The organism is Bacillus coahuilensis m4-4, assembly GCF_000171615.1.
GTDB lineage: Bacteria > Bacillota > Bacilli > Bacillales > Bacillaceae_K > Bacillus_T > Bacillus_T coahuilensis.
On sequence record NZ_ABFU01000030.3, the window covers coordinates 97,614 to 118,392 of the forward strand.

The window sequence follows — 20,779 nt, forward strand, 5'->3', positions numbered from 1 at the left end:
CTTTGATACAATGGAGAATAGAATGTAATCAAATAAGGATGATGGACTATGTATATAGCTATTTCTAGTATATTTGCTATACTAATGGGTGTTTTAGTGTTAATTATTAGAATGAAGGCAAGTGAGAAACCAGTAAACGAAAAGAAGATTATTCTGCCTCCATTATTTATGAGTACAGGTGCTTTAATGTTTGTCTTTCCCTTTTTTCGAGTGAGTTTAATCGGTATAGCAGAAGCACTGTTAGTGGGAATGCTCTTTTCTATAATCTTAATACGTACAAGTAAGTTTGAAGTAGTAGGGAATGACATCTATTTAAAACGCTCTAAAGCATTTATTTTTGTATTAGTAGGTTTATTACTAATCAGAATTGTTATGAAGCTTTGGTTAAGCTCTCAAATTGACTTAGGTGAATTAAGTGGCATGTTTTGGATTCTAGCTTTTGGGATGATTGTTCCTTGGAGAATTGCTATGCTTCTCCAATATAAGAAAATTTTAAGATCACATAATCCAATACAACCAACCACAATCTAACCACTGTATACTCAGTGGTTTTTTTGTTGTCTATTTATCCACCTAGGTTAAGCAGCTTGTATAGCTTTTAAGGTAAATGGAAAACTAACCAAAAAGAATGCAATATAGGAGGAGAAGTTAGTGAAATCGATTTTTGGGATTCTTTTGTTACTATTCATACTTATAGTACAATCAGATGTTATCGTTGCAAAGGAAACGAAAGAGTTTGCCATTGTTATAGATGATTTAGGAAATAATATGAAGGGAACAGAAGAGATACTTCAATTGCCAACTATTCTTACTGTAGCAGTGATGCCTCATTTGGAAACAAGTAAAGAAGACGCTGAAAAAGCTCACAAATTAGGTCATGAGGTCATTATACATTTACCACTTGAGCCGGTACGGGGGAAAAAAAGCTGGTTAGGACCAGGTTCCATTACAACCGACCTATCGGACGAAGAAATAAGAAAAAGAGTACGATTAGCTATTAAAAGTGTACCTCATGCGGTAGGGATGAATCACCACTTAGGTTCAAAAGCTAGTGCAGATGAAAGAGTGATGAGAATTATTTTAGAAGTATGTAAAGAAAACAATCTATATTATCTAGACAGCAAAACCTCTACGCAAAGTGTTATTCCAAAATTGGCGAACGAATTAGGTGTTTCCTATTTAGAAAATGAAATATTTTTAGATCACGTTGGAACGATTGAACATATGGTTGGAAAAGCAAAGCTACTGGAGAAAAGGCTTGCCCGAGAAAATGAGTTAATTGCAATTGGTCATGTAGGGATTACAGGAGATAAAATGGCAGATGTATTACGAGAATTCATTCCAGAATTTGAGGAAATTGGAGATGCAGTACCATTGTCTAAGCTATTATCAGAATACGATACGATTCAAGGTCCTTTAAATAAATGACGCCCACGTTAAAGTACGTGGACGGAATTTATTTAAAAATAAACTTCATAAGGTTCAGTATTAATTTTCATTTCATCTTAATTTTTTTCGTTAAAAATTTTTGGTCTCTCTTAGGTGTGGCTAAAATATATCCTCTAATTAATAGTTCTTGTGTAATTTTATTTGCCCCTTCCTGTAAAGCCAATTCTCCTATTTTGCCTGCAATTTTCTGGCGGGCAACATCACGAAAAAGCTCAGGTACAGGACTTACTAGTTCTTCTAATAAAGATTTTTCATTCTGCCCCCATAATGATCTAGTTTCATTTACATAGTGCTCTTCCCAGTCTAAGATAGATTTACCATCATCTTTTGGAAGTCTTTTCAAAAACTTTCTGAACATAAAATAACCACCAATTGCAAAAGAAGAGACAAGCACTAGTCCCCAAAATAATATAAATAACATAAACCAACCTTGTAGCATATATAACCCCACTCCAAACCTTTTGATACTTGGTTTTATCCTTATAATTATAGTAGAGAAAAAGAGTAAACTCAAGGAGTATCTATCCCTCATTACTCTTGTATGATACTATTTTGATGAGGTGTGAAACAGTGAAAATATTTATTAGAGGGATCGTTATTATGTTGTTTTGTACATATCTTACTATTTTGTTCTATCTGTTATTTTTTTCTTAATTATAGAACGGCAGTCTCAAGTGGGCAATTTCAAGGAACGGGAATTAATTTAATTCCATTTAAAAGTATTTATGAACATATACGCACAGCTGAATCGTATCATTATACAGATAATTTAATTGGCAATATCCTTGCATTTATCCCCTTTGGTTTTTCTTACCGGTACTAAAGAAAACATATGTAATAATGATTAAATTGATTTGTATTACCTTTGCTTTCTCTGCGAGTATTGAATATTTGCAGTATGTATTCAAAGTTGGTGCTTTAGATGTTGATGATATCTGTTTAAATGTGATAGGTAGTCTAATTGGCTACACCTTTTTTCTACTAGGTGTCTATAAACTGAATGAGAGAGTAGTCAGTTAATTTTTAATATTTAAACTTTCGTGTCTCGAAGGATATTCTCTTTACCACTTGGTACTCTAATGATAAGATACTTTATGGTAACTGAAGGTTTTAAATAGTGGTAGCTTTCAGTTAATTATACCTGCACTTATGGAAGGGGATACCATCATGAAGAAAATGAAATGGTTAGGATTTACTTTTGTAGCAATTTTAATGCTAGCTGCATGTGGAAGTAACGAGGAAGAGGCTACACCAGCAGAAGAGACTGCAGAAGTTGATACAGCAGAAGTTAAATCAGCAATTATGCGTGAATACTTAAATATGACAACAATCGTAAATGGTGTGGATAAAGATTTAACAGATTATATGGTGAGTGAAGCTACATTAGAAGGTGAAGAACTACAAACTGCTAAAGACTCAGCGTCTGTTGCTGCTGCAAATGCGGCAGCTGAATTAAGAAAAAATTGAGCTTTCTGATGAACTTGGTACTTATAAGGAGCAAGTAGAAGGAGCTTTTACTACGTTAAAAGAATCGTATGAAATGAAAGCAGAAGAACTACGTAAAGATGAATCCAATATGGATGCCGCAAATGAAAAATTTGCAGAAGCAGAAAAAACTCTTGGAGATCTTCTTGAAGAGGTTGGGTTAGTTCGTACGAGCTTAGATAAAGACCTTAATAGCTAATGAAATCAAAAGCGAAAAGCGGCGGATCAGTATACTGGTTCCGTTTTTTTTTATTTATAACGTACATATCATGACGTATTGATTCACTTTGATATAATAGAATCAGTATTTTTTAATGAGGTGGAATTATGAAAATTATACATACCGCAGATTGGCATTTAGGAAAACTGATACATGGATTATACATGACCGAGGATCAAAAAATTGTATTACATCAATTGGTTGATTTAGTGGAAGAAGAACAACCTGATGCCGTTATAGTGGCAGGTGATCTTTATGATCGAAGTGTTCCACCGACTGCGGCCGTTGACTTACTGGATGAAATATTTTACAAGATAAACGTGGAACTTCAAACGCCTATCGTGGCCATTTCTGGAAACCACGATAGTGCAGAGCGTTTGCATTTTGGGAGTTCATGGTAATAAAAAAAAATCATCTATACTTGCAAGGGAAATTAAATCCTTCATTTGAACCTATACGTATCAAAGGAGTTAATTTTTATACGATTCCATATGCCGAGCCAGGATTGGTTCGGCAGCTCCTCCAAGATGAATCAATTTCAACCCATCATGATGCCATGAAGGCAATATCCGGTAGAATTGAAGAAAAAATGAATAGGAACGAACCCAATGTATTAATTGGTCATCATTTTGTTTTAGGAGGGAAAGAAACAGATTCAGAAAGGGTTCTAAGTGTAGGAGGTTCAAGTTGTGTTGGACAAGAAGTGTTTGCTCCATTTACTTACACAGCTTTAGGTCACCTTCACAGTCCCGATGCGATTAAGCATCCATCTATAAAGTATTCAGGTTCTTTATTAAAATATTCTTTTTCAGAAGCTTCGCAAAGAAAGAGTGTATCCATTGTAACAATTGAAAAAGGGAGTATCTCAATAGAAGAAAGAGAACTTAAGCCTTTGAAGGACATGCGAGTGATTGAAGGATTTTTAGAAGAACTGTTAGAACCTAGTTTTTACCAATCTCAACAAGTAGAGGATTATTTAAAAATATCCCTACTAGATGAAGGGGCAATAATAGACCCTATCAATCAATTACGCAAAGTATATCCAAATGTTTTACATCTCGAAAGAAGAATTGACCGTCTAGATATTAAGCGGAATAACGAGGTTGGAACCTTGAAAAATAAAAAGAAAACAGAACTCGACTTGTTTGAAGAATTCTATTCTTCAATGACATCTTCAGAGTTTACTACAGAAAAAAGAGAATATATTCAGCATATAATGAATCAAGTAAAGTTGGGAGCGGAAGAATGAGACCCTTACAATTGATTATGACGGCTTTTGGGCCGTATGCAGATGTAGAAAAAATCGATTTCCGTTTACTCGAAAATAGAACGATGTTTGTCATTTCTGGAAAGACAGGAGCAGGGAAAACTACAATCTTCGACGGAATTAGCTTTGCTATTTATGGGAAAGCAAGTGGAGAAGACCGTTCAGGACAGGACCTGCGAAGTCATTTTGCGAATGAAGATGTAGAAACTGAAGTAGAGCTAACATTTATGCTAAGAGGAACCACTTATCGAATTGTTAGAAAGCCACAGCAGGCAAGAAAGAAAAAAAACGGTAGAAGGATATACAACGATTCCAGCTATGGCGGAATTGTACGAAATATACGAAGGGCAGGAAAAATTACTTGCTTCTTCTATTCGAGATGTAGATGAGTTAATCAAAGAAATTATGCAATTAGATGCAAATCAGTTTAGACAAATATTAATGATTCCACAGAATGAATTTAGAAAACTTTTAACATCAGATAGTAAAGACAAAGAACTAATATTACAAAGATTATTTCATACAGAATATTATCAGCTAATACAAAACCGACTAAAAGATGAAGCAAAGAGACTCCGCGAACTAGTTGAACGCAGTCTACAGGATAGAACCTTATTATTGAAATCTATTGAACCGAGAAGAGTGGATGAACTTTCTCTGCTAGTAAAAGATGAAACTTTACATGATATAAAGATTCTATTTTTATTACAGGAAGAAATAAAAGAAGAATCAAATTTTTGAAATACCGTAAAGCTGAGTTGTCCCAATTACATCAAAAAAGAGACAATATCAATACTAAATTAGTTGAAGCTGAAGCTTTACTGGATCAATTTAAAAGAAAAAGAACACCTTGAAGAAAAGTAATAAAATCATCCAAAGTAAAGAATTAGAGATGGCCCGAAAGGAAGAGCAGTTACAAAAAGGTCGTAAGGTTCAATTACTTCAGCCTCAAGAACAGTTCTGCCTTCGACTAAAAGAAGATTTGCACCTCTTACACGAACAAAAAGGTGAAAAGCATACCTTAATGATTCAACAAACAAAAAAATGTAGAAATGGCAAAAGTAGAATTAGACGAGCAAATTCATAACGAAGATTCTAGAAACGAAATAAGAAAAAAAGTTTCATTATCTTCAGAATTTGAAAGAAGATGTCTATGCTATTTCTTCGACTAAAAAAGAAGTAAACGATGCTATGAAGCACCATCGGATCATACAAAAAGAATTAAAACAGCAACAAGAAGAACTTGATAAAGTCACGACAAAAATAGAAGAAATAAGAAAAAGTCATCAAATCACTTGATGAATACCAACGAGCGAAGATGAGGATTGAAAATCGTATAGAAAAAAAGCGATATGAATATAGAGAGTTAAGGACTATGAATGATTTACTATTTAAACAGAATGAAATTTCGAAGTTAGTAAATCAAAGAACGTTGGAATTAAATGCATCTCGTAAACAAGTTGAAGATAAAGAGGCTACGTTAAAATTTCTCCAGGAAAAGTGGCGAGATAGTCATGCCTATCAACTCGCACAATCTCTTGTAGCAGGAGAGGCATGTCCTGTATGTGGTTCTACTCAACACCCTTTAAAATCTATGGCAAAGAAAGAAATGGTTAACCAGGAAGACTTGAAACAAGCTGAATTAGAGGTTCAGGAGTTTCAAAAGTTAACTCTTGAAGCAGAACGAGAATTCACAAAAACTAGTACACTATACGATTCAATATGTGATCAGGTGAAAGATAAAGAAGAAGTTTTAGAAGGAATCATTGATCAATATACTCTCATTGACACAGAAATCTTACTTGAATCAGCCGTTTCAGCTGGTAAAGAATTAGCGGAAAAGTTAAAAGAAATTAATCTTTTCTTAGAAAAAAATAGTCGAGTAAATCAAAAACAAGCGGAATTGTCAATAAAACAATCAGAATTGACAAACTCCATTCGAGAATTGGTAGAAAATGAAAGAAGGTCATATGAAAAACTATCTTCTGTAAAAGCTACACTAGAAAATCTTGAAAAGAAGATACCTGAATCTCTTAGAAAAGAGAAGGAATATGAAACGGAAGTAACGAAAGTAACAGTAGAAAAAGATAAGCTTTTTCAGATGTTTGAACATGCGAAAATAAACTATCAAGATTCCATTGATGCATACAAACAAGTAGAATTACATTACCATTCCATCATGGAGAATATTGATAAACAAACAAAAGCTTATCATCATGAGTTAGAGAAATGGGAAAAAGCTAAAGTAGCACAAGGCTTCAAAACAGATGAAGAGTATTATCAATCCTTGAAGATTATTGATCAGCTACAATATTTAGAACTTGATATTAGTACTTATCGAGAGGACAAACGAAGTGTGGAAGATAGGTTACAAGATAGTATAAAGCGTCTAAATAAAGTGGAATATCCACATATAGATAAATTAAGAGAGTCTAAAGTAGATTGTATTAAGGAAATTGAAATGAAAGAATCTGAAGTTTTTTCTAGTCAATCAATTCTCACTCATCATCAGCAGCTCCTTACTAAAGTTACAATGATTAATGAAGAAGTAAAGGAATTAGAAACTCAATTTAGTTTAATTGGTCATTTAGCAAGCATTGCTCGGGGTGACAATGTTCATCGCCTTACATTTGAACGTTTTGTATTGGCATCGTTTCTTGAAGATATTTTAGTTGTTGCCAATCAGAAATTAACCAAAATGACATCTGGACGATATTTGTTAATGAGAAAAAGGGAGCGATCAAAAGGTAATGTGCAAAGTGGTCTAGAACTTCTTGTTTTTGATCAGTATACCTCACAAGAGCGTCATGTAAAGACTTTGTCAGGTGGAGAAAGTTTTAAAGCTTCTCTAGCATTAGCTCTAGGATTGGCTGAAGTCGTTCAACAATATGCAGGAGGAGTCTCTTTAGAAACGATGTTTATAGATGAAGGATTTGGAACATTAGACCCAGAATCATTAGACCATGCAATAGAAGCATTGTTAGATGTTCAGTCAACTGGAAGACTAGTAGGAATCATATCTCATGTACCAGAATTAAAAGAAAGAATTGATGCTCAATTAGTCGTGAATTCTTCTCAAACAGGAAGCTCTACTACATTCCAATTTATTAATTAAGAAGTAAAGCAAGAGGTGAGAAATTTGGCGAATATTGGAGTGGACGCTGGAGGTACTTTATGTAAATTAGTCATTGAAGACAATGGAAAATTACATTATAAAAGGTTTCCTACTGAACATATCAACATGATTAAGAGTTTAGTTTCTTTTGATTCATTCTCTACTATTCATATAACAGGAGGAGCGTCCCATAAGCTAGTAGATATATTTCCACGTGCCGTTCAAGTCTCAGAATTTAAGAGTATTGCGCTTGGGACTAACATACTACTACAAAAAGAAAAATGGAGTGCCAGTTCTTTCATGTTAGTAAGTGTTGGAACTGGAACCTCTATCCATTTTGTATCGGAAGAAAAAGTAGAAAGAGTAACAGGCACAGGGATAGGAGGAGGGACGCTTGTCGGCCTCGGAACTCTTCTAGGTGCAAAAGACTTTGAAGAAATAATGAAATGGAGCAGGTTAGGAGATCGAACAAAAGTGGATCTTACAGTTAAAGACATATATGGTAATGGAGAAGCGCCGTTAAATGCGTTACTTACTGCCAGTAATTTCGCAAAAACAGTTCATCAGTCGACATCGAGAAACGACCATATGGTTGGGATAATCAATATGGTTGCTGAAGTGATTCTAGTTTTAGCGTTAGAGGCAGCAAAAGCTTATGAAGTGAATGATTTTGTATTTATTGGTTCAACTTTTTATCAAAATGATGTGTTAAAAGAAAGAATCGCTATGCTCCAGACAGAGTTTAAATTTCATTCCATAATTTTAGAACAAGGAATGTATGCTGGTGCATTAGGAGCATTATGCTGGAATCAAAATAAAATATAGACCGTTCACATTTTGTACATTGTTATTTTTTAAAATAATTGACTATCATGGAATTGTTTTGGTTTTTGAAATGGAAAAGGGGGATTATGATGAAATACATAAAAAACGTTGGTTTTGTATTTGTACTTACAATCATATTAAGTGCTTGTAGTAATGGTGGATTTCATTCCGATTATCAATATGAAATAGAAGATTTTGAAGCAACAAATCAACGAGGAGAGCCCATCAATCAGAACGAATTTAAAAAACGGTAAAGTTACGTTAGTCGACTTTATCTTTACTAATTGTATAACGGTTTGTCCTCCCATGACGTATAATATGTCTCAAATTCAAGGAATGTTAGATGAGGAAGGTGTAACAGATTATCAAATTGTTTCATTTAGTGTAGACCCTGAAAATGATAGTCCTGAAGTATTATCAGAGTATATAAGTAATTATGAAGCAAATGAAGATAATTGGCATTTAGTAACAGGGTATAAACAGGAATTCATCTCACAGCTTGCGCTAAACTCGTTTAAAACAATTGTGCAAAATGATCCAACGTCAGACCAAGTGATTCATGGAGTGAATTTTTATTTAGTTGATCAAAAATGGAACCGTTGTAAAAGATTATCAAGGAAATGAAGAAGTACCTATGGATATGATTGTCTCCGATGTTAAGGCGCTTATAAAAGCCGGTCCAGTAGAGTAATTAAACAAAAGATTTAATGATTCCCTTTTACATGAATATAGGAGGCACATAAATATGTTATATACAGCTAGAGGTCGATTCGTATTGCTAAGTTATGGTGAAGCCATTTCTTATTTACTATTATTAGGAATTGCGATGCCATTAAAATATATGGCTGGTATTCCAGAAGTGGTATCTGTTGTGGGTGCCATTCATGGTGGGCTGTTTACGTTTTACATCGTTGCAGCGATTCACTTATTTTTTGTTGATAAATGGTCAATCATTCAATTTGGACTTGCTGTGGTTGCAGCATTTTTGCCTTTTGGACCATTTATATTCGATAAGTATTTTCTAAAAAATCCCTAAATCTGTTTGCATTTTAAAGGTGAAATGTTATAATTAAATTAATTATTGTTGTTCAAGCGATTCATGCAAGAAGAAATATATCTTCGTCAAAATGAGTATGTTGAGAGCAAGAATAGTAATATTTTTACGTGAACAGCTGTTCACACAGGAGGAAAAACAATGCTACAAGGTAAAGTAAAATGGTTCAACGCAGAAAAAGGTTTCGGTTTCATCGAAGTTGAAGGTCAAGACGATGTATTCGTTCACTTCTCAGCTATTCAAGGCGAAGGTTTCAAATCTTTAGAAGAAGGTCAAGAAGTTTCTTTCGAAATCGTTGAAGGTAACCGTGGACCTCAAGCTGCTAACGTTACTAAATAATATAACCAATTAAAGAAGACTCCTTTTTTAGGAGTCTTTTTATTTTGTATATAGGTGAAATGGTCTTTTGGGATTGAGTGAACTATCCATTCTGATTATCAACTGAAGTGGATAATGATGGATGTGTTGTCGGGTTAGGCATTAAATACTTGTTAATATTTAAATAAACAACGCCTGCGATCATACATCCGATTCCAAGAGCCGTAAACATAATATCTCCCAGTTCTTTATTTAATAGATATCCAGAAATAATGGGTCCTACTGCACCACCAATGATCCATTGTAAGCCAGCAGCTCCCATATAAGTTCCACGTAAATGATCAGGTGCAATATTTGATATAAATGTCATTTGTACCGGGGTGATAAGCATTTCACCAAGCGTGTACACGGCATAAACAACTAACAAAAGTAATAATATGGGAAGAAAATCTAACCTAGCTTCATAAAATGTGGAAGGTAATAATGCTATTCCAATTTGTCCAAGTCCAAATAAAATGGACCCCCATAACATAACCGCTCCGATTCTAAACTTTCCACTCCAACTAGCGATTGGGAATTGAAATAACACGACAAGCAATCCATTAAATGCTAATAAGTAAGGAAATGGATTTAATGTTTCAGGTAAGTGCTTCATTTCAATATCAAAATGAATTGGGAGCATTCCTTCTGTCTGGGAAAAACTCATACTGATTACTACACCAGTTAAAACGAAAACCAACAATAGGCGGTCTTTCCATAAAACAGAAAAAGGAGAAGGGATTTTCTCAGCAGATTGTTTTGCATGTTCCTTTACGAGATCGCTTTTTGGTAGGGTTTCTTTAATAGATATAAACACAATGAACGCATAAAAAATAACAGTGCTTGCTGTGATTAAAAAGATGATGCTTTTAGAGAAAAATATAATGGATGCACCAAGTAAGGGACCTATTGCCGCTCCTATATTATGCCCCATACGTAATAGGCCAAACGCTTCATTGCGCTGCTCTGGTGTTGTGACATCTGCAACCATTGCAGATGCTGCTGGGTGAAAAAGTGAGTTGAAAAATCCTAACAATGCGCTTAACACCGCGAACATAATAAATGTATCAAAAAAAGACAAATCCTAACATTACGATTCCATTACCTAACATTGACCAGATCATAATAGGTCTACGACCATATAAGTCAGCTAGTTTTCCTCCTATCATAGTCCCAAATATTGAGAAAATAGGAGAGATTGCCATCACAATTCCAACATAAATGAGTGAATCGACTTTATCCGCTAGATAAAGAGCAAAAAATGGTTGAAGCATCATAAATGCAATCCCATTAAGTGATTCACCAAAGAAGCGAATCCATACATTCCGATTCATACCTCGTAACTTTTTAAACATAAAGATGCCGCCTTTCCTTAACGTACTCCTATCATATTATGAAACCTCCTTCATTCCTTATTTTCAGAATACTTAATTTTTACAGCATGTTCCTTCATTTGTATGGTACAATCAATACGTGCTTTTACAATGTAAAAGAGGAAAACGATGAAAAACCCATACTTTATATAGACACAATATTTATTGTATATGGGTATATACTAATGGTTACTAATCATTTAAATTCAGTTATTCTAGTAGGATTTATCTTAGTAGGTTGTAGTAAATTATTTTTAATAACCAGTCTATTCGATCAATTGCCCTATTAGAAAATTATTTTGTAGGATTTAGTAGAGAAAGCATAACGGTGTCATGAAACTTACCGTGCTGCTTCATGTACTGTCTTAGAATACCTTCATTTTGAAATCCTAGTTTTTCAAGTAGATTAATAGAAGCGTTGTTCTGTACATATACAATTGCGCCAATTCGATTTATATTACACTGTGTAAAAAGATGTTCTTGCATTGCGGATATTGCTTCAGTGGCATACCCTTTTCTCCAATGTTCTTCAGCAATTTCATAACCGATTTCGCATCTATTAAACTTTTGCACCCAGTTATGTATACCGCATGTACCAATGCAACGGTTATTTTCCTTTATTACGATGGCCCAGCGAATCATTTTTTCGTTTTCAAATCCGATTTTTGCTTGATCGATAAATTGTTTAGCCTGCTCTATTGTTTGGAAAGGTTCCATACCAAAATATTGAAGCAGACGTTCATTAGTAAAATTAGTAAATAAGACTCTTTTATCTTCTGCTTTTAACTCTCTTAAAAGAAGTCGTGAAGTCTCAAGTTGAGGAAACTCTTTCATATCCATTTCACCTCTATTAATAATTTGTTCGTAAGTAGCATACCATATGAGGTTGAATAAAGATGGATAATTGTAGAAAAATTAGGAGAAGGTTCTATGATCATCATACTTAAGGAATTTAGTTATGTCATTCCATTGTTTTTTAATTAGCATGATTATGATGTTTTTGTTTTTAAGAATATGGATAAGAGAGCGTACATATTTTACGTGGAGAAAGTTGCTGCCATATATCGTCTTCTTTCTTGCCACCATCGGCATTGCTCTTGTCACCTTAACTCCTCAAGAAGGGAATGACCAATGGAAGAACTATAATTTTATCCCATTCAGTAACTTTATTTTACACATCCAATATAACGGGAATATTTTTATTCCACTTAGAAGTTTGATAGCAAATATTCTATTATTTTTACCCTTTGGAGCAGCTTGTTGCTGGATATTTATAAAACAATCACGCCCTGTCTTCGTAAGTATATATTTTGGTTTTTTACTGTCATTAACTATTGAGGTAACACAATTTTACTTACCACTAGGAAGATCTATTGATATTGATGATTTATCCATGAATACGCTAGGGAGTTTGATTGGAGCAATTATTGTGCTACTAATCGCTAAGCATATTGAAAAGGAGACTGACAATTAACTCTCAGTCTCCTTTCATTTTCTAATCTATAGCTCGTTTATTCTTTCTAAAACGGTAGAACACAAAGTATAAGCCAGGAACAATTACTAACGTTAAGATTGTAGAGAATAAGATCCCTGCGATAATTGTAACGGCTAGAGGAGTAAATAATGCATCTCCACTAACAGCTATTGGAATTAAAGCTACGATTGAAGTTAATGCAGTTAAAAGGATAGGTCTAATTCTCGCTCTACCTGACTCCATCACCGCTTCTAACAAGCTCATTCCTTTATTTATTCCTTGCTCCATAAATTCTATTAACACAACAGAATTTCTAACAACAATCCCAGTCAATGATACCATTCCCATTACCGCTAAGAAACTAATCGGAGTTTGAGTAACAAATAACCCAAAAATAGCTCCTGCAATTGCTAGATATACGGCTACTAATACAAGGAAAGGAAGAGAAAGGGAATTAAATTGAAAAGCGATTAACAAGTAAATTAGAAAAATTACGATGGTAAACAACACAATAATCTCTGCAAAAAAATCATTTTGAGCTTGATTTTCTCCGCCCATTGAAATTTGGTAATTTTCATCATCTAAATTACTTCGTTCGTCTTCAACAATGGTTGTAACCTTTTCCTTAAAGTTTTCAACTTCTCCTGGGAATGCTCTTAAGACAATGGATCTCTCTCCTTGAAGGTGAGGGATTCTTTGTAATTCTTCTGTCTTATTTTCTTCTAGTAACTCATCCAAAGTCAATATGGATGGTGGGCCAGTTGGAGCTGGAGCAAAAATTTCAATATCGGATAGTTGTAGAGAATCTTCTGGTTGTAATCGATCAATGAATAGAGTCATATTCTTTTTTTGTTTATTCCGTTATCAAAGGATGAGAGGGGAATACCGTCCGTTGTGAGTCGGATTTGTTCACTTATTTGATTGATAGATACTCCGTATTCTTCCATTATTTCTCGATTTGGAGAATAGGATATGGTTGGTTCTGGTTTCCCAATATTATCTAATACAAGTTCAGTACCCAATTCTTCAATTCTGTCTTGTAAAGAAGCTTGGATAGATGTCAATTTTTCAATATCAGGCCCTGAAATGGTTACAGTAACAGGAGCACCTGAAGGGGGACCTTGTTCAATCGTATTCATAAAGATAGTCGCATTACTAAATTCAGAACGTAATGGTTCAGTCCATTTGTCGATCAATCCTTTAGCAGTTTGGTTCTCTCTATCCACTCTTACAACAATTTGACCTGTGTAATCACCGGTAATATCCATTGAACCAGTGAATAAACCCGGAACTCCTGTTCCTGCAAAGATGCTTGTTTCGAATACACCCTCGTCTTGTGATAGAACATCTGCCATATCCGATAATTCTTCATATGTTTCTTCTAATGTAGTTCCAATAGGTAAGGTCACGTCAATGGTTACTTCTTCACGGTCTGCTGCAGGGAAAAATTCAAAAGGAGTGAAGGCTACCAAACCAAAGATTCCAGTTGTAATCATGAGACCGACAAGAGAAATAACGACCGGACGCTTTCCGATAGATCTTAAAACCCTATCTGCATACCAATCTGCTAGCATATTTAATGGTTGCCAAGAAGTCCAGGTGTATCTGAAATCATTTTATTTGAACGCTTGTATAATTGGTAACGAACCATTGGCACGAAGAATAGGGCTACAATAGTTGAAGCTAATATTGTAGTAATTAATACGGTTGGTAAAGCACGTATAAACGCCCCGTTGCCACCACTTAAGAAAATTAGTGGAGAAAAAGTAAAAACAATAGCTAACGTAGAAGTGACAATGGAAACCCAGATTTCCTTCACGCCATTGACTGCACCAGCTAGAGCTCCATCACCTAAACGATATCGTCTCTGAATATTATCGTTCACAACGATACTATCATCTACTAAAATTCCAAGTGCAATAATTGCGCCAATAATTGAAATTTGATTTAGATCTACATTTGCAAATGGTAAAGGAATTAGTCCTATTAATACAGATAAAGGGACAGCTAATGCCATGACAAATGCTCCAGATAAAGATAAACCCAAAGATGAAGTTAAAATAACTGCAATGACAGCAATGGCTAAACTCATATATAACCCTTTGAAAATGTCTGTTACTAAAGTAGCTTGAGAGTAATATTCATTAAATTCAATAGACGAAGGTAAAGAGTTTGAAAGCTCCATCATTTTTATTGATACACTTTCATCAACTGACGGGATATCTTCACCTGGTTTCACATTGACTGTGAAGGAAATGGCTGGAGTATCATTATAAGATATAAGGTCCTTTGCAGGCTTAGATTCTAAAAGTATTTCACCTACATCTGAAAGATAAATAGAATTACCATCTGTGGAAGTGCCCACATATTAATTTTTTTAATTCTTCAATTTGTCCATAGGAATCTATTGCTAATTGAACAATCTGTCCATCTTGTTCTTTCTTTCCAAGTGGAGTTGGTGAAAATTCTTCATTTATAGATGTAAGTATTGTAGGGAATTGAATGCCATACTCACTAAGTTTTTCTGAGTCTAAATTTATGGTGATTTGTTCATCCGTTACACCTTTGATTTGAACCATACTCACTCCTGGAATGGATTCAATTTCTTCCTTCCATCTAGCCATCTCATCCTTTAAATCGGATAATTCATTTCGATTATCACTTGTTAGAGTGTAAGACGAGATAGCAGTACCTCCAGATATAATGGTTACGTTAGGCTCTGTTACACTATCAGGAAATGTGCTTGCAGCATCTGAAACCGCTTGACGCACATTACTAAACACTTCGTTTTTGTCTTGGCCATCTTCAACTGTTAGTATAATAGAAGAAACTCCGGCAGCTGAAGAAGATGAATATTCATCAATTCCATCTATGGAGGACAGTTTTTCTTCAATGGGATTCGTAATATCTCTTTCAACAGCTTGAACTGTTGCACCGGGATAGATGGTTGTAATCGTGCCGGCGTTTACCGAAAATTCAGGTAGCTCTCTTTGAGGTAAAGAAATAAACGTATAAATACCGACGATCAAACATAATAGAAAAAGCACCATGAATATTTTTGATCTCTTTAACATCCAACTTAACATACATTTCCTCCTAAAAAGTTGACTTTAAAGTCAACTAAAAAATAATAACTAATTTAGACGTGATCATATTTAGTTTTCTTAACTGACTCATGAGTCATTTTTTCATGAACTGACTTTTAAGTCAACTCAGAGTGTGTTATTCAATGTGTTTTATTAAGGTGAAGAATAGGTGAGTAAATGGATAAAAGGCAACAAATACTTGAAGCTGCTACAAAATTATTTGCAATGAATGGGTATACAGCAACATCTATGCAACAAATTGCTGATGAAATAGGAATATCAAAAGGGTCTGTATATTTCTATTTTCCTTCAAAAGAGGATCTAATCATTTCGATTTATGAGCATTATCAACAAATCGTTTTTGAACGTTCATTTGTTGTTTCACTACAAAAGGAACTATCAACAGAAGAAAAATTAATCAAACAGTTTTCTGTGCAATTTGAAGGTATGTTCGAATATCGTTCTTATATGATTATGCATATGAGGGGAGAGGGTCCTAAGAATAACGAAAAGATTAAAGGGTTAGAACATAGAATGAGAGGTCGTTTTTTCTCATGGTTAAATGAGGCAATATATGATTTGTTCGGCGATGAAATAACTCCATATAAATGGGATTTATTATGGATGAGTCAATCATTATATACTGCCTATATGACTCTTTATTTATCGGAGGACCATGAGATATCTTCTGGTGATTTAGCCCGTCACATGGTGACACATATCAGAATGTATGGAGAAGTCTATTTGAAAGGTGAATCTAAGCCTTTATTGGATCACAGTAAAATGGAAAAATACTTTGTTAAAAAAGATAAACAAGGTAGCTTTGTACAGTTTGAGGAAAGAGAGAAAATTTGGAAACGATTGGTGGATGAAATTATATCACATTCACTTCCACTAGAATTACAAAAAGAGCTTTTAGCATGTGTTGAAAAAATTTCAGTTGAAATTAAAAAAGAAAAACCAGATAAATTAATTGTGAAAGCATTATTTAATATGATTACACAGGAGAGTTCATTAAAAAAAACCGCTACTCAATTGTATAAGTTGTTATGAGACGCCTTGACGGGGCGTTTTTTTAATGAATGAGAATCTTTTCTACGACTTCAGATGTAGAAATAACTATATCTTTGGATTGTTCCTTTTAAAAGAATGTTCCTCTATAGTAAAGATAGAATGAATAGAAGAGACCAAAAACGTTATATATGTTTGAAGATTATTAAGATTTAGTTAAAAAAGTCGTGTTGATTTTTCGTTCTGTTATGATAAGGAGGAATTGTATTGATGAATTTATCAAAAGAATCAGAAGAGATTTGGACGAAAGAAAAATATCTAAATGACATACAATCGTTGATTATGACGTATCCAGAAGAAAAAATGAAAGAAGTTATGATGCATTACGATAGACGATTTGATTTAGGGGTAGCCTACGGAAAATCGCCGAATGAGATCGTAACCTACCTTGGAACTCCAAAAAGGTTGTCGATTCATTAAGTGAGCAGCGGATATCTATCCAAAACAATCACAGTAGTAATCAGTATATTTCCTTGGGAGACAAAGATTTAGGAAGATTAAGTCAAAAAAATAACGGATAACTATTCAGGCAGATCTAAAGTTGAAACAATCGTCATTGGAATTGCTTTACTTTTCTTTTAATTTAACGTTTATTGTAGGTCCTTTCTTGGGAATGATTGGGGTACTATTAGGATTTTTTGGAACAAGTATCGTATTAATTTTTTCAGCAATTATTGTCCCATTTGCAGAGCCTGTTTTCTCAACCTTGAATTTAAATTCAGAGTGGGTCACCTATTCGACTGCATTCCCGTGGATAGGCACAGTATTTGTTAGTATGATTTGCTTAGGTTTCGGAATTTTATTTAGTATTGTGACATGGTTTCTTTCAAAAGGGTTATTTTATATTTCTCGAAAGTATATAGTGTGGAATATAGAAGTTATTTCTCCAAATAGAAAGGAGGAGAAGTAATTGAAGAAACTTATTGGAGTATCTGTATTTTTGATTTTGGTTGGTGTCGCTGGATTAATCGTATTAATTTTTATGAACAGGGATGAATGGTCCTATAAAATAGAGACATCCACCACAGTTGAATTTGAAATGGGTAGTGCCGAAGAGTTATTTATTACAAGTACTACAACACATTTACAAGTACTACCCCATGAGAAAGACATAGTTGTTTTATATTTAGAAGGTGACGAGAGTTTTATTGAGCATGTAGAGACTGCTGCAAATCAATCAGGTTCTCGATTAACTATAGAGGTTAAAGAAAGAGAGAACCTATGGTTTTGGTTGCCGTTAACGCCGTCCTATTCAGGAAGAGGGGTCTTATATGTACCGATGGACCTTCTTCAATCAATCACAGCAGAGTCAACAACCGGTGATATTGAGTTACGTCCAATTAAAGGTTTAATTTCAACTAACATCCGTTCTACAACGGGTGATATTTATATAAAAGAATTGGAAAGTCAGCTGGTTTCAGTTCACGCTACTACTGGGGATATAAACATTAAGGACGGTCAAAGTGAGGAATTTAGTTTAAGCTCTACAACTGGAGATATCGAACTAGTGAACTCTCTTGGTCGAGTTCAAGGTAATACTACGACTGGTGATATCTTATTCGAAGGCCAAGTTGGAGATTCATTAGATTTCAACGTAACAACCGGTGATATTTTTATTCAAACAAACGGCACTTTGGATGAATACGCTTTACAATATACGACATCTACAGGAGAAATTACAGTTGAACAAAAGAATTTATCTACAACTGTTGAAGGAAATTTTCAACACTCGGAAGGTAAGGGTCCATCTATTAGGATTCATTCAACTACTGGAGATGCAGTGATTCAGTAAAGGAGAGTGTAGTAATTTTGAATTATTCCATTGTGAAATTGCCCAGTATGAAGTTTGTAGGGATAACAGGAAGTCATCTTAACTTTAGTAAGATATGGACTTTGTTTTATGAAAATATGCATAGAATTAAGCACATGAATGAAACGGATATGCTATATGGTATTGAACTATTTCCTCAGGATTACCACGTTAACGGAATATATACGTATATGGCTTGTACGGAAGTCATTCAGATTGATGAAACACCATCAAAAATGGAAGCCTTTGAAATACCTGAGGCGTTTTATCTACAAGTTTCTACTTCTTTAGAAGATGTATTAGCTGGTAAGCATCTTAAGAAGTGCTATTCCCTCACGAAAGAAATAGGATTAACGATTGCAGCTCCATACAATTTAAAACAATTTAAACACGGCTTTAAAGTCACAAAAGGGAATACAGTAGATATTTGTATACCCGTTCTTAATAGTTAATGGATTTTTTACTCAGCATATCATTTCTTATCTAAATGAACTAAAAATAATATGTAATCCATTTAGGAGTCTGCTTTAAAAAGAGTTCCCACTGTGGTAATTCTTCAAATAATGCAGGGGTCAATATTCGGCTATTCTGAAAATCAATAGTCAATTCCTTTTCAATGTCATGTAGTAATGCTGATTTATAAATGATTACGCTAGCTTCATCATTAAGGTGAAAGCTTCTAGAATCCCAATTCGCTGTACCTACTACAGCAACGTCTTGATCTATCAACATAACCTTCCCATGAAAAAATCCTTTTTCATATAAATATATTGTAGCACCAAGTGACATTAATTCTTCTGTTATAGGATAACTAGGTGGTTTTGTGAACCACGCATCTGTATTGTCGGGTACGAGTAAAATAACGTCTACCCCATTTGAAATTTTGTTTTTTAAAGTGTTTATCATATGGTCACTTGGAATGAAGTATGGTGTAGCAATAATGATTCTTTTTTTTAGCAGTTTGTATGATTTCTACTAATTTTTCTTCATACGTTTCCCCAGTAGAAAACATAAATGCAAAGTCTCTTCCAAATTCATAGAAGGGGTCTTTTCCTTTAAATTCGAAGTATAATAAGGTGCATCTTCTTTAAAATCTCTCATTAATTGATTTTCTACTTCAGAAGTCCCATTACCAGAAATTCTTACATGATAATCTCTCCAATAACCAAATCTTTTCGATTTACTTATATACTCATCTCCTACATTAAAGCCACCTATATATGATACATGATTATCTATACTGATCAGCTTTCTGTGATTTCGGTGTTGAATCGAATAGAAAAAATAGGGAAGAGAAGGTTTTCTGCTTTCAATAAATAAAATGTTTTTCGCCTTTAATTTCTGAATCACTCTATTCGGTATTTTTCTTCCTCCTATATAATCAACAGATAAGATTACATTTACTCCCAATTCACTTTTTTCGGATAATAAATCCAATAAATCATTTCCTATATCATCTGATCTAAAAATGAAGAAATGAATGTAAATACTTTCTTTTGCACTCCTTATATCTTTTAGTAATTGATCAAAAAGCTCTGTTCCATCTGTAAATAATTGAAGCTCACCAGAATATGTGGGAGTTAAAATAAGCGGATGAGTGTTTATGTATTCTACATATCCTAGATTCACTCTCGAATGCAGAAGTAAAAAGATTAGGATTATACTTAAAGATATGTTAAAGAGTTTCTTCATCATTTTCATCAGTTCACCTATGAGATTATAATATCTTATTATGTGTTAAGCACTTTATATTTATGAATGTACAAAATAATGATAATATAGTTTAAATTATTTTTAATTTTAGAATAATTAGAAAGAAAATAACTCTTGCCCTATACAACCACTACATAATACTGTAAAATAATTGTAGTAGACGAATGTAACCCCTTATGTAATCTTGTTCTCAACACTCAGGAGTTGATTCAATGTACCAACAATTGCCCATCATGAAATCTTACAAAAAAGCAACAGGGATTATTTCACTAGCAGTCATTCGTTGCCATTCTGCAGGAATGAGGTCAACTATTCCCAACTTAATGTTGCTAACAGGGTACGCTGAGGAATTTATACTAGAAGCCATGGAGTATAACTATCAGTCAAACTATTCAAGGGTACGATTAAAATATTTTGAGAACGCAAAGTGAATAAGGGGATTTTATTGGTAAAAGCAAATCATTTATGATTTGCTCAATC

28 protein-coding genes and 4 pseudogenes are annotated in these 20,779 nt (G+C 34.0%); 23 read left to right on the forward strand and 9 right to left on the reverse strand.

The window, feature by feature from the left end; translation table 11 throughout:
- Positions 1-48 precede the first annotated feature (48 nt).
- Together M44_RS08380 and M44_RS08385 are read left to right on the forward strand one after the other, a co-directional pair.
- Positions 49-531: a CcdC family protein gene (locus M44_RS08380; RefSeq protein WP_010172664.1), complete on the forward strand. Its 483-nt coding sequence runs from the start codon at positions 49-51 to the stop codon at positions 529-531.
- 120 nt (positions 532-651) lie between these two features.
- Positions 652-1,428 (forward strand): divergent polysaccharide deacetylase family protein, encoded by a 777-nt coding sequence (locus tag M44_RS08385; protein ID WP_010172665.1) that lies wholly within the window; start codon positions 652-654, stop codon positions 1,426-1,428.
- 70 nt (positions 1,429-1,498) lie between these two features.
- Here the strand turns inward: M44_RS08385 and M44_RS21630 are convergent.
- A pseudogene (locus M44_RS21630) lies at positions 1,499-1,888 on the reverse strand (DUF2621 family protein); the annotation flags it as partial.
- Between the two features lie 177 nt (positions 1,889-2,065).
- On the opposite strand from M44_RS21630, the pseudogene M44_RS29885 reads away from it, so the two are divergent.
- From M44_RS29885 to cspD, 14 genes and pseudogenes are all read left to right on the forward strand, one after another.
- Positions 2,066-2,469 (forward strand): annotated as a pseudogene (locus M44_RS29885) (VanZ family protein).
- A gap of 147 nt (positions 2,470-2,616) precedes the next feature.
- Positions 2,617-2,916, forward strand: coding sequence for a hypothetical protein (locus tag M44_RS08395; RefSeq protein ID WP_010172668.1), 300 nt, complete (start codon positions 2,617-2,619; stop codon positions 2,914-2,916).
- A gap of 73 nt (positions 2,917-2,989) precedes the next feature.
- On the forward strand, positions 2,990-3,133 hold the full coding sequence (locus M44_RS26895) for a hypothetical protein (protein WP_010172669.1): 144 nt from the start codon (positions 2,990-2,992) through the stop codon (positions 3,131-3,133).
- A 128-nt stretch (positions 3,134-3,261) separates the two neighbouring features.
- Positions 3,262-3,555, forward strand: coding sequence for an exonuclease subunit SbcD (locus M44_RS29400; protein WP_010172670.1), 294 nt, complete (start codon positions 3,262-3,264; stop codon positions 3,553-3,555).
- On the forward strand, positions 3,549-4,403 hold the full coding sequence (locus M44_RS21635) for an exonuclease SbcCD subunit D C-terminal domain-containing protein (protein ID WP_010172671.1): 855 nt from the start codon (positions 3,549-3,551) through the stop codon (positions 4,401-4,403). The genes M44_RS29400 and M44_RS21635 overlap by 7 nt, the downstream gene beginning before the upstream one ends.
- Entirely contained in the window at positions 4,400-4,810 is a 411-nt protein-coding gene (locus tag M44_RS28055; protein ID WP_010172672.1) for an AAA family ATPase, read from the forward strand. Before M44_RS21635 ends, M44_RS28055 begins: the two co-directional genes overlap by 4 nt.
- Positions 4,740-5,162 carry a hypothetical protein gene (locus M44_RS28060; protein WP_237705239.1) on the forward strand — a complete coding sequence of 141 codons (423 nt, stop codon included), beginning with the start codon at positions 4,740-4,742 and terminating at the stop codon, positions 5,160-5,162. The genes M44_RS28055 and M44_RS28060 overlap by 71 nt, the downstream gene beginning before the upstream one ends.
- Positions 5,163-5,271: 109 nt before the next feature.
- Positions 5,272-5,508, forward strand: a complete 237-nt coding sequence (locus M44_RS25070) for a hypothetical protein (RefSeq protein WP_010172674.1) — start codon at positions 5,272-5,274, stop codon at positions 5,506-5,508.
- Positions 5,509-6,963: 1,455 nt separating this feature from the next.
- Positions 6,964-7,536, forward strand: a pseudogene (locus tag M44_RS29890) (SbcC/MukB-like Walker B domain-containing protein); the annotation flags it as partial.
- Between the two features lie 24 nt (positions 7,537-7,560).
- Positions 7,561-8,361, forward strand: coding sequence for a type II pantothenate kinase (gene coaW / locus M44_RS08415; protein ID WP_010172676.1), 801 nt, complete (start codon positions 7,561-7,563; stop codon positions 8,359-8,361).
- Between the two features lie 89 nt (positions 8,362-8,450).
- The gene (locus tag M44_RS29405; RefSeq protein ID WP_010172677.1) at positions 8,451-8,615 is read left to right on the forward strand and encodes a hypothetical protein; all 165 of its coding nucleotides are present in this window, start codon (positions 8,451-8,453) and stop codon (positions 8,613-8,615) included.
- Positions 8,557-8,985, forward strand: a complete 429-nt coding sequence (locus M44_RS21645) for an SCO family protein (protein ID WP_337444058.1) — start codon at positions 8,557-8,559, stop codon at positions 8,983-8,985. The genes M44_RS29405 and M44_RS21645 overlap by 59 nt, the downstream gene beginning before the upstream one ends.
- Before the next feature lie 121 nt (positions 8,986-9,106).
- Positions 9,107-9,397 (forward strand): DUF3817 domain-containing protein, encoded by a 291-nt coding sequence (locus M44_RS08425; RefSeq protein ID WP_010172679.1) that lies wholly within the window; start codon positions 9,107-9,109, stop codon positions 9,395-9,397.
- 159 nt (positions 9,398-9,556) lie between these two features.
- Entirely contained in the window at positions 9,557-9,754 is a 198-nt protein-coding gene (cspD, locus tag M44_RS08430) for a cold-shock protein CspD (RefSeq protein ID WP_010172680.1), read from the forward strand.
- 82 nt (positions 9,755-9,836) lie between these two features.
- On the opposite strand, the pseudogene M44_RS21650 reads toward cspD, so the two are convergent.
- A pseudogene (locus tag M44_RS21650) lies at positions 9,837-11,127 on the reverse strand (MDR family MFS transporter).
- Positions 11,128-11,439: 312 nt separating this feature from the next.
- Positions 11,440-11,979 carry a GNAT family N-acetyltransferase gene (locus M44_RS08440; protein WP_010172681.1) on the reverse strand — a complete coding sequence of 180 codons (540 nt, stop codon included), beginning with the start codon at positions 11,977-11,979 and terminating at the stop codon, positions 11,440-11,442.
- Positions 11,980-12,103: 124 nt separating this feature from the next.
- Between M44_RS08440 and M44_RS25080 the strand changes: the two genes are divergently transcribed.
- Positions 12,104-12,619 carry a VanZ family protein gene (locus tag M44_RS25080; protein WP_050770942.1) on the forward strand — a complete coding sequence of 172 codons (516 nt, stop codon included), beginning with the start codon at positions 12,104-12,106 and terminating at the stop codon, positions 12,617-12,619.
- A gap of 21 nt (positions 12,620-12,640) precedes the next feature.
- Here the strand turns inward: M44_RS25080 and M44_RS28840 are convergent, their stop codons facing one another.
- From M44_RS28840 to M44_RS28855, 4 genes are read right to left on the reverse strand one after another with little or no spacing between them, the layout of a single operon-like run.
- Positions 12,641-13,459 carry an efflux RND transporter permease subunit gene (locus M44_RS28840; protein WP_010172683.1) on the reverse strand — a complete coding sequence of 273 codons (819 nt, stop codon included), beginning with the start codon at positions 13,457-13,459 and terminating at the stop codon, positions 12,641-12,643.
- On the reverse strand, positions 13,456-14,193 hold the full coding sequence (locus M44_RS28845) for an efflux RND transporter permease subunit (RefSeq protein ID WP_010172684.1): 738 nt from the start codon (positions 14,191-14,193) through the stop codon (positions 13,456-13,458). The genes M44_RS28840 and M44_RS28845 overlap by 4 nt, the downstream gene beginning before the upstream one ends.
- Before the next feature lie 2 nt (positions 14,194-14,195).
- The gene (locus tag M44_RS28850; protein ID WP_010172685.1) at positions 14,196-14,984 is read right to left on the reverse strand and encodes an efflux RND transporter permease subunit; all 789 of its coding nucleotides are present in this window, start codon (positions 14,982-14,984) and stop codon (positions 14,196-14,198) included.
- Positions 14,962-15,705 (reverse strand): efflux RND transporter permease subunit, encoded by a 744-nt coding sequence (locus M44_RS28855; protein ID WP_010172686.1) that lies wholly within the window; start codon positions 15,703-15,705, stop codon positions 14,962-14,964. Before M44_RS28855 ends, M44_RS28850 begins: the two co-directional genes overlap by 23 nt.
- 177 nt (positions 15,706-15,882) lie before the next feature.
- On the opposite strand from M44_RS28855, the gene M44_RS08470 reads away from it, so the two are divergent.
- The 5 genes from M44_RS08470 (at position 15,883) to M44_RS08490 (ending at position 19,038) form a co-directional block, all read left to right on the forward strand.
- Positions 15,883-16,758, forward strand: coding sequence for a TetR/AcrR family transcriptional regulator (locus tag M44_RS08470; RefSeq protein ID WP_010172687.1), 876 nt, complete (start codon positions 15,883-15,885; stop codon positions 16,756-16,758).
- Positions 16,759-16,983: 225 nt separating this feature from the next.
- On the forward strand, positions 16,984-17,196 hold the full coding sequence (locus tag M44_RS08475; protein WP_155814930.1) for a DUF1700 domain-containing protein: 213 nt from the start codon (positions 16,984-16,986) through the stop codon (positions 17,194-17,196).
- A gap of 121 nt (positions 17,197-17,317) precedes the next feature.
- Positions 17,318-17,686, forward strand: a complete 369-nt coding sequence (locus M44_RS08480) for a DUF1700 domain-containing protein (RefSeq protein WP_010172689.1) — start codon at positions 17,318-17,320, stop codon at positions 17,684-17,686.
- Positions 17,687-18,568, forward strand: a complete 882-nt coding sequence (locus tag M44_RS08485) for a DUF4097 family beta strand repeat-containing protein (RefSeq protein WP_010172690.1) — start codon at positions 17,687-17,689, stop codon at positions 18,566-18,568. It abuts the gene before it with no gap.
- 17 nt (positions 18,569-18,585) lie between these two features.
- Positions 18,586-19,038, forward strand: coding sequence for a GyrI-like domain-containing protein (locus M44_RS08490; RefSeq protein WP_010172691.1), 453 nt, complete (start codon positions 18,586-18,588; stop codon positions 19,036-19,038).
- Between the two features lie 40 nt (positions 19,039-19,078).
- Here the strand turns inward: M44_RS08490 and M44_RS25105 are convergent, their stop codons facing one another.
- Together M44_RS25105 and M44_RS25110 are read right to left on the reverse strand one after the other, a co-directional pair.
- Positions 19,079-19,546: a phospholipase D-like domain-containing protein gene (locus M44_RS25105; RefSeq protein WP_081447466.1), complete on the reverse strand. Its 468-nt coding sequence runs from the start codon at positions 19,544-19,546 to the stop codon at positions 19,079-19,081.
- Between the two features lie 15 nt (positions 19,547-19,561).
- Positions 19,562-20,287: a phospholipase D-like domain-containing protein gene (locus M44_RS25110; RefSeq protein WP_081447467.1), complete on the reverse strand. Its 726-nt coding sequence runs from the start codon at positions 20,285-20,287 to the stop codon at positions 19,562-19,564.
- Positions 20,288-20,511: 224 nt separating this feature from the next.
- Between M44_RS25110 and M44_RS08500 the strand changes: the two genes are divergently transcribed.
- A complete protein-coding gene (locus tag M44_RS08500; protein WP_010172692.1) occupies positions 20,512-20,730 on the forward strand; it encodes a hypothetical protein in 219 nt (72 codons plus the stop codon).
- Positions 20,731-20,779: the final 49 nt, after the last annotated feature.

What these genes read in the sequence shown, in the direction of transcription:
- M44_RS08380 (WP_010172664.1), top strand. Translation starts at nt 49, where the DNA reads ATGTATATAGCTATTTCTAGTATATTTGCTATACTAATGGGTGTTTTA.
- M44_RS08395 (WP_010172668.1), top strand. Translation starts at nt 2,617, where the DNA reads ATGAAGAAAATGAAATGGTTAGGATTTACTTTTGTAGCAATTTTAATG.
- M44_RS26895 (WP_010172669.1), top strand. Translation starts at nt 2,990, where the DNA reads ATGAAAGCAGAAGAACTACGTAAAGATGAATCCAATATGGATGCCGCA.
- M44_RS29400 (WP_010172670.1), top strand. Translation starts at nt 3,262, where the DNA reads ATGAAAATTATACATACCGCAGATTGGCATTTAGGAAAACTGATACAT.
- M44_RS21635 (WP_010172671.1), top strand. Translation starts at nt 3,549, where the DNA reads ATGGTAATAAAAAAAAATCATCTATACTTGCAAGGGAAATTAAATCCT.
- M44_RS28055 (WP_010172672.1), top strand. Translation starts at nt 4,400, where the DNA reads ATGAGACCCTTACAATTGATTATGACGGCTTTTGGGCCGTATGCAGAT.
- M44_RS28060 (WP_237705239.1), top strand. Translation starts at nt 4,740, where the DNA reads ATGGCGGAATTGTACGAAATATACGAAGGGCAGGAAAAATTACTTGCT.
- M44_RS29405 (WP_010172677.1), top strand. Translation starts at nt 8,451, where the DNA reads ATGAAATACATAAAAAACGTTGGTTTTGTATTTGTACTTACAATCATA.
- M44_RS08425 (WP_010172679.1), top strand. Translation starts at nt 9,107, where the DNA reads ATGTTATATACAGCTAGAGGTCGATTCGTATTGCTAAGTTATGGTGAA.
- cspD (WP_010172680.1), top strand. Translation starts at nt 9,557, where the DNA reads ATGCTACAAGGTAAAGTAAAATGGTTCAACGCAGAAAAAGGTTTCGGT.
- M44_RS08440 (WP_010172681.1), bottom strand. Translation starts at nt 11,979, where the DNA reads ATGAAAGAGTTTCCTCAACTTGAGACTTCACGACTTCTTTTAAGAGAG.
- M44_RS25080 (WP_050770942.1), top strand. Translation starts at nt 12,104, where the DNA reads ATGTCATTCCATTGTTTTTTAATTAGCATGATTATGATGTTTTTGTTT.
- M44_RS28840 (WP_010172683.1), bottom strand. Translation starts at nt 13,459, where the DNA reads ATGACTCTATTCATTGATCGATTACAACCAGAAGATTCTCTACAACTA.
- M44_RS28845 (WP_010172684.1), bottom strand. Translation starts at nt 14,193, where the DNA reads ATGCTAGCAGATTGGTATGCAGATAGGGTTTTAAGATCTATCGGAAAG.
- M44_RS28855 (WP_010172686.1), bottom strand. Translation starts at nt 15,705, where the DNA reads ATGTTAAGTTGGATGTTAAAGAGATCAAAAATATTCATGGTGCTTTTT.
- M44_RS08470 (WP_010172687.1), top strand. Translation starts at nt 15,883, where the DNA reads ATGGATAAAAGGCAACAAATACTTGAAGCTGCTACAAAATTATTTGCA.
- M44_RS25110 (WP_081447467.1), bottom strand. Translation starts at nt 20,287, where the DNA reads ATGAAAATGATGAAGAAACTCTTTAACATATCTTTAAGTATAATCCTA.
- M44_RS08500 (WP_010172692.1), top strand. Translation starts at nt 20,512, where the DNA reads ATGTACCAACAATTGCCCATCATGAAATCTTACAAAAAAGCAACAGGG.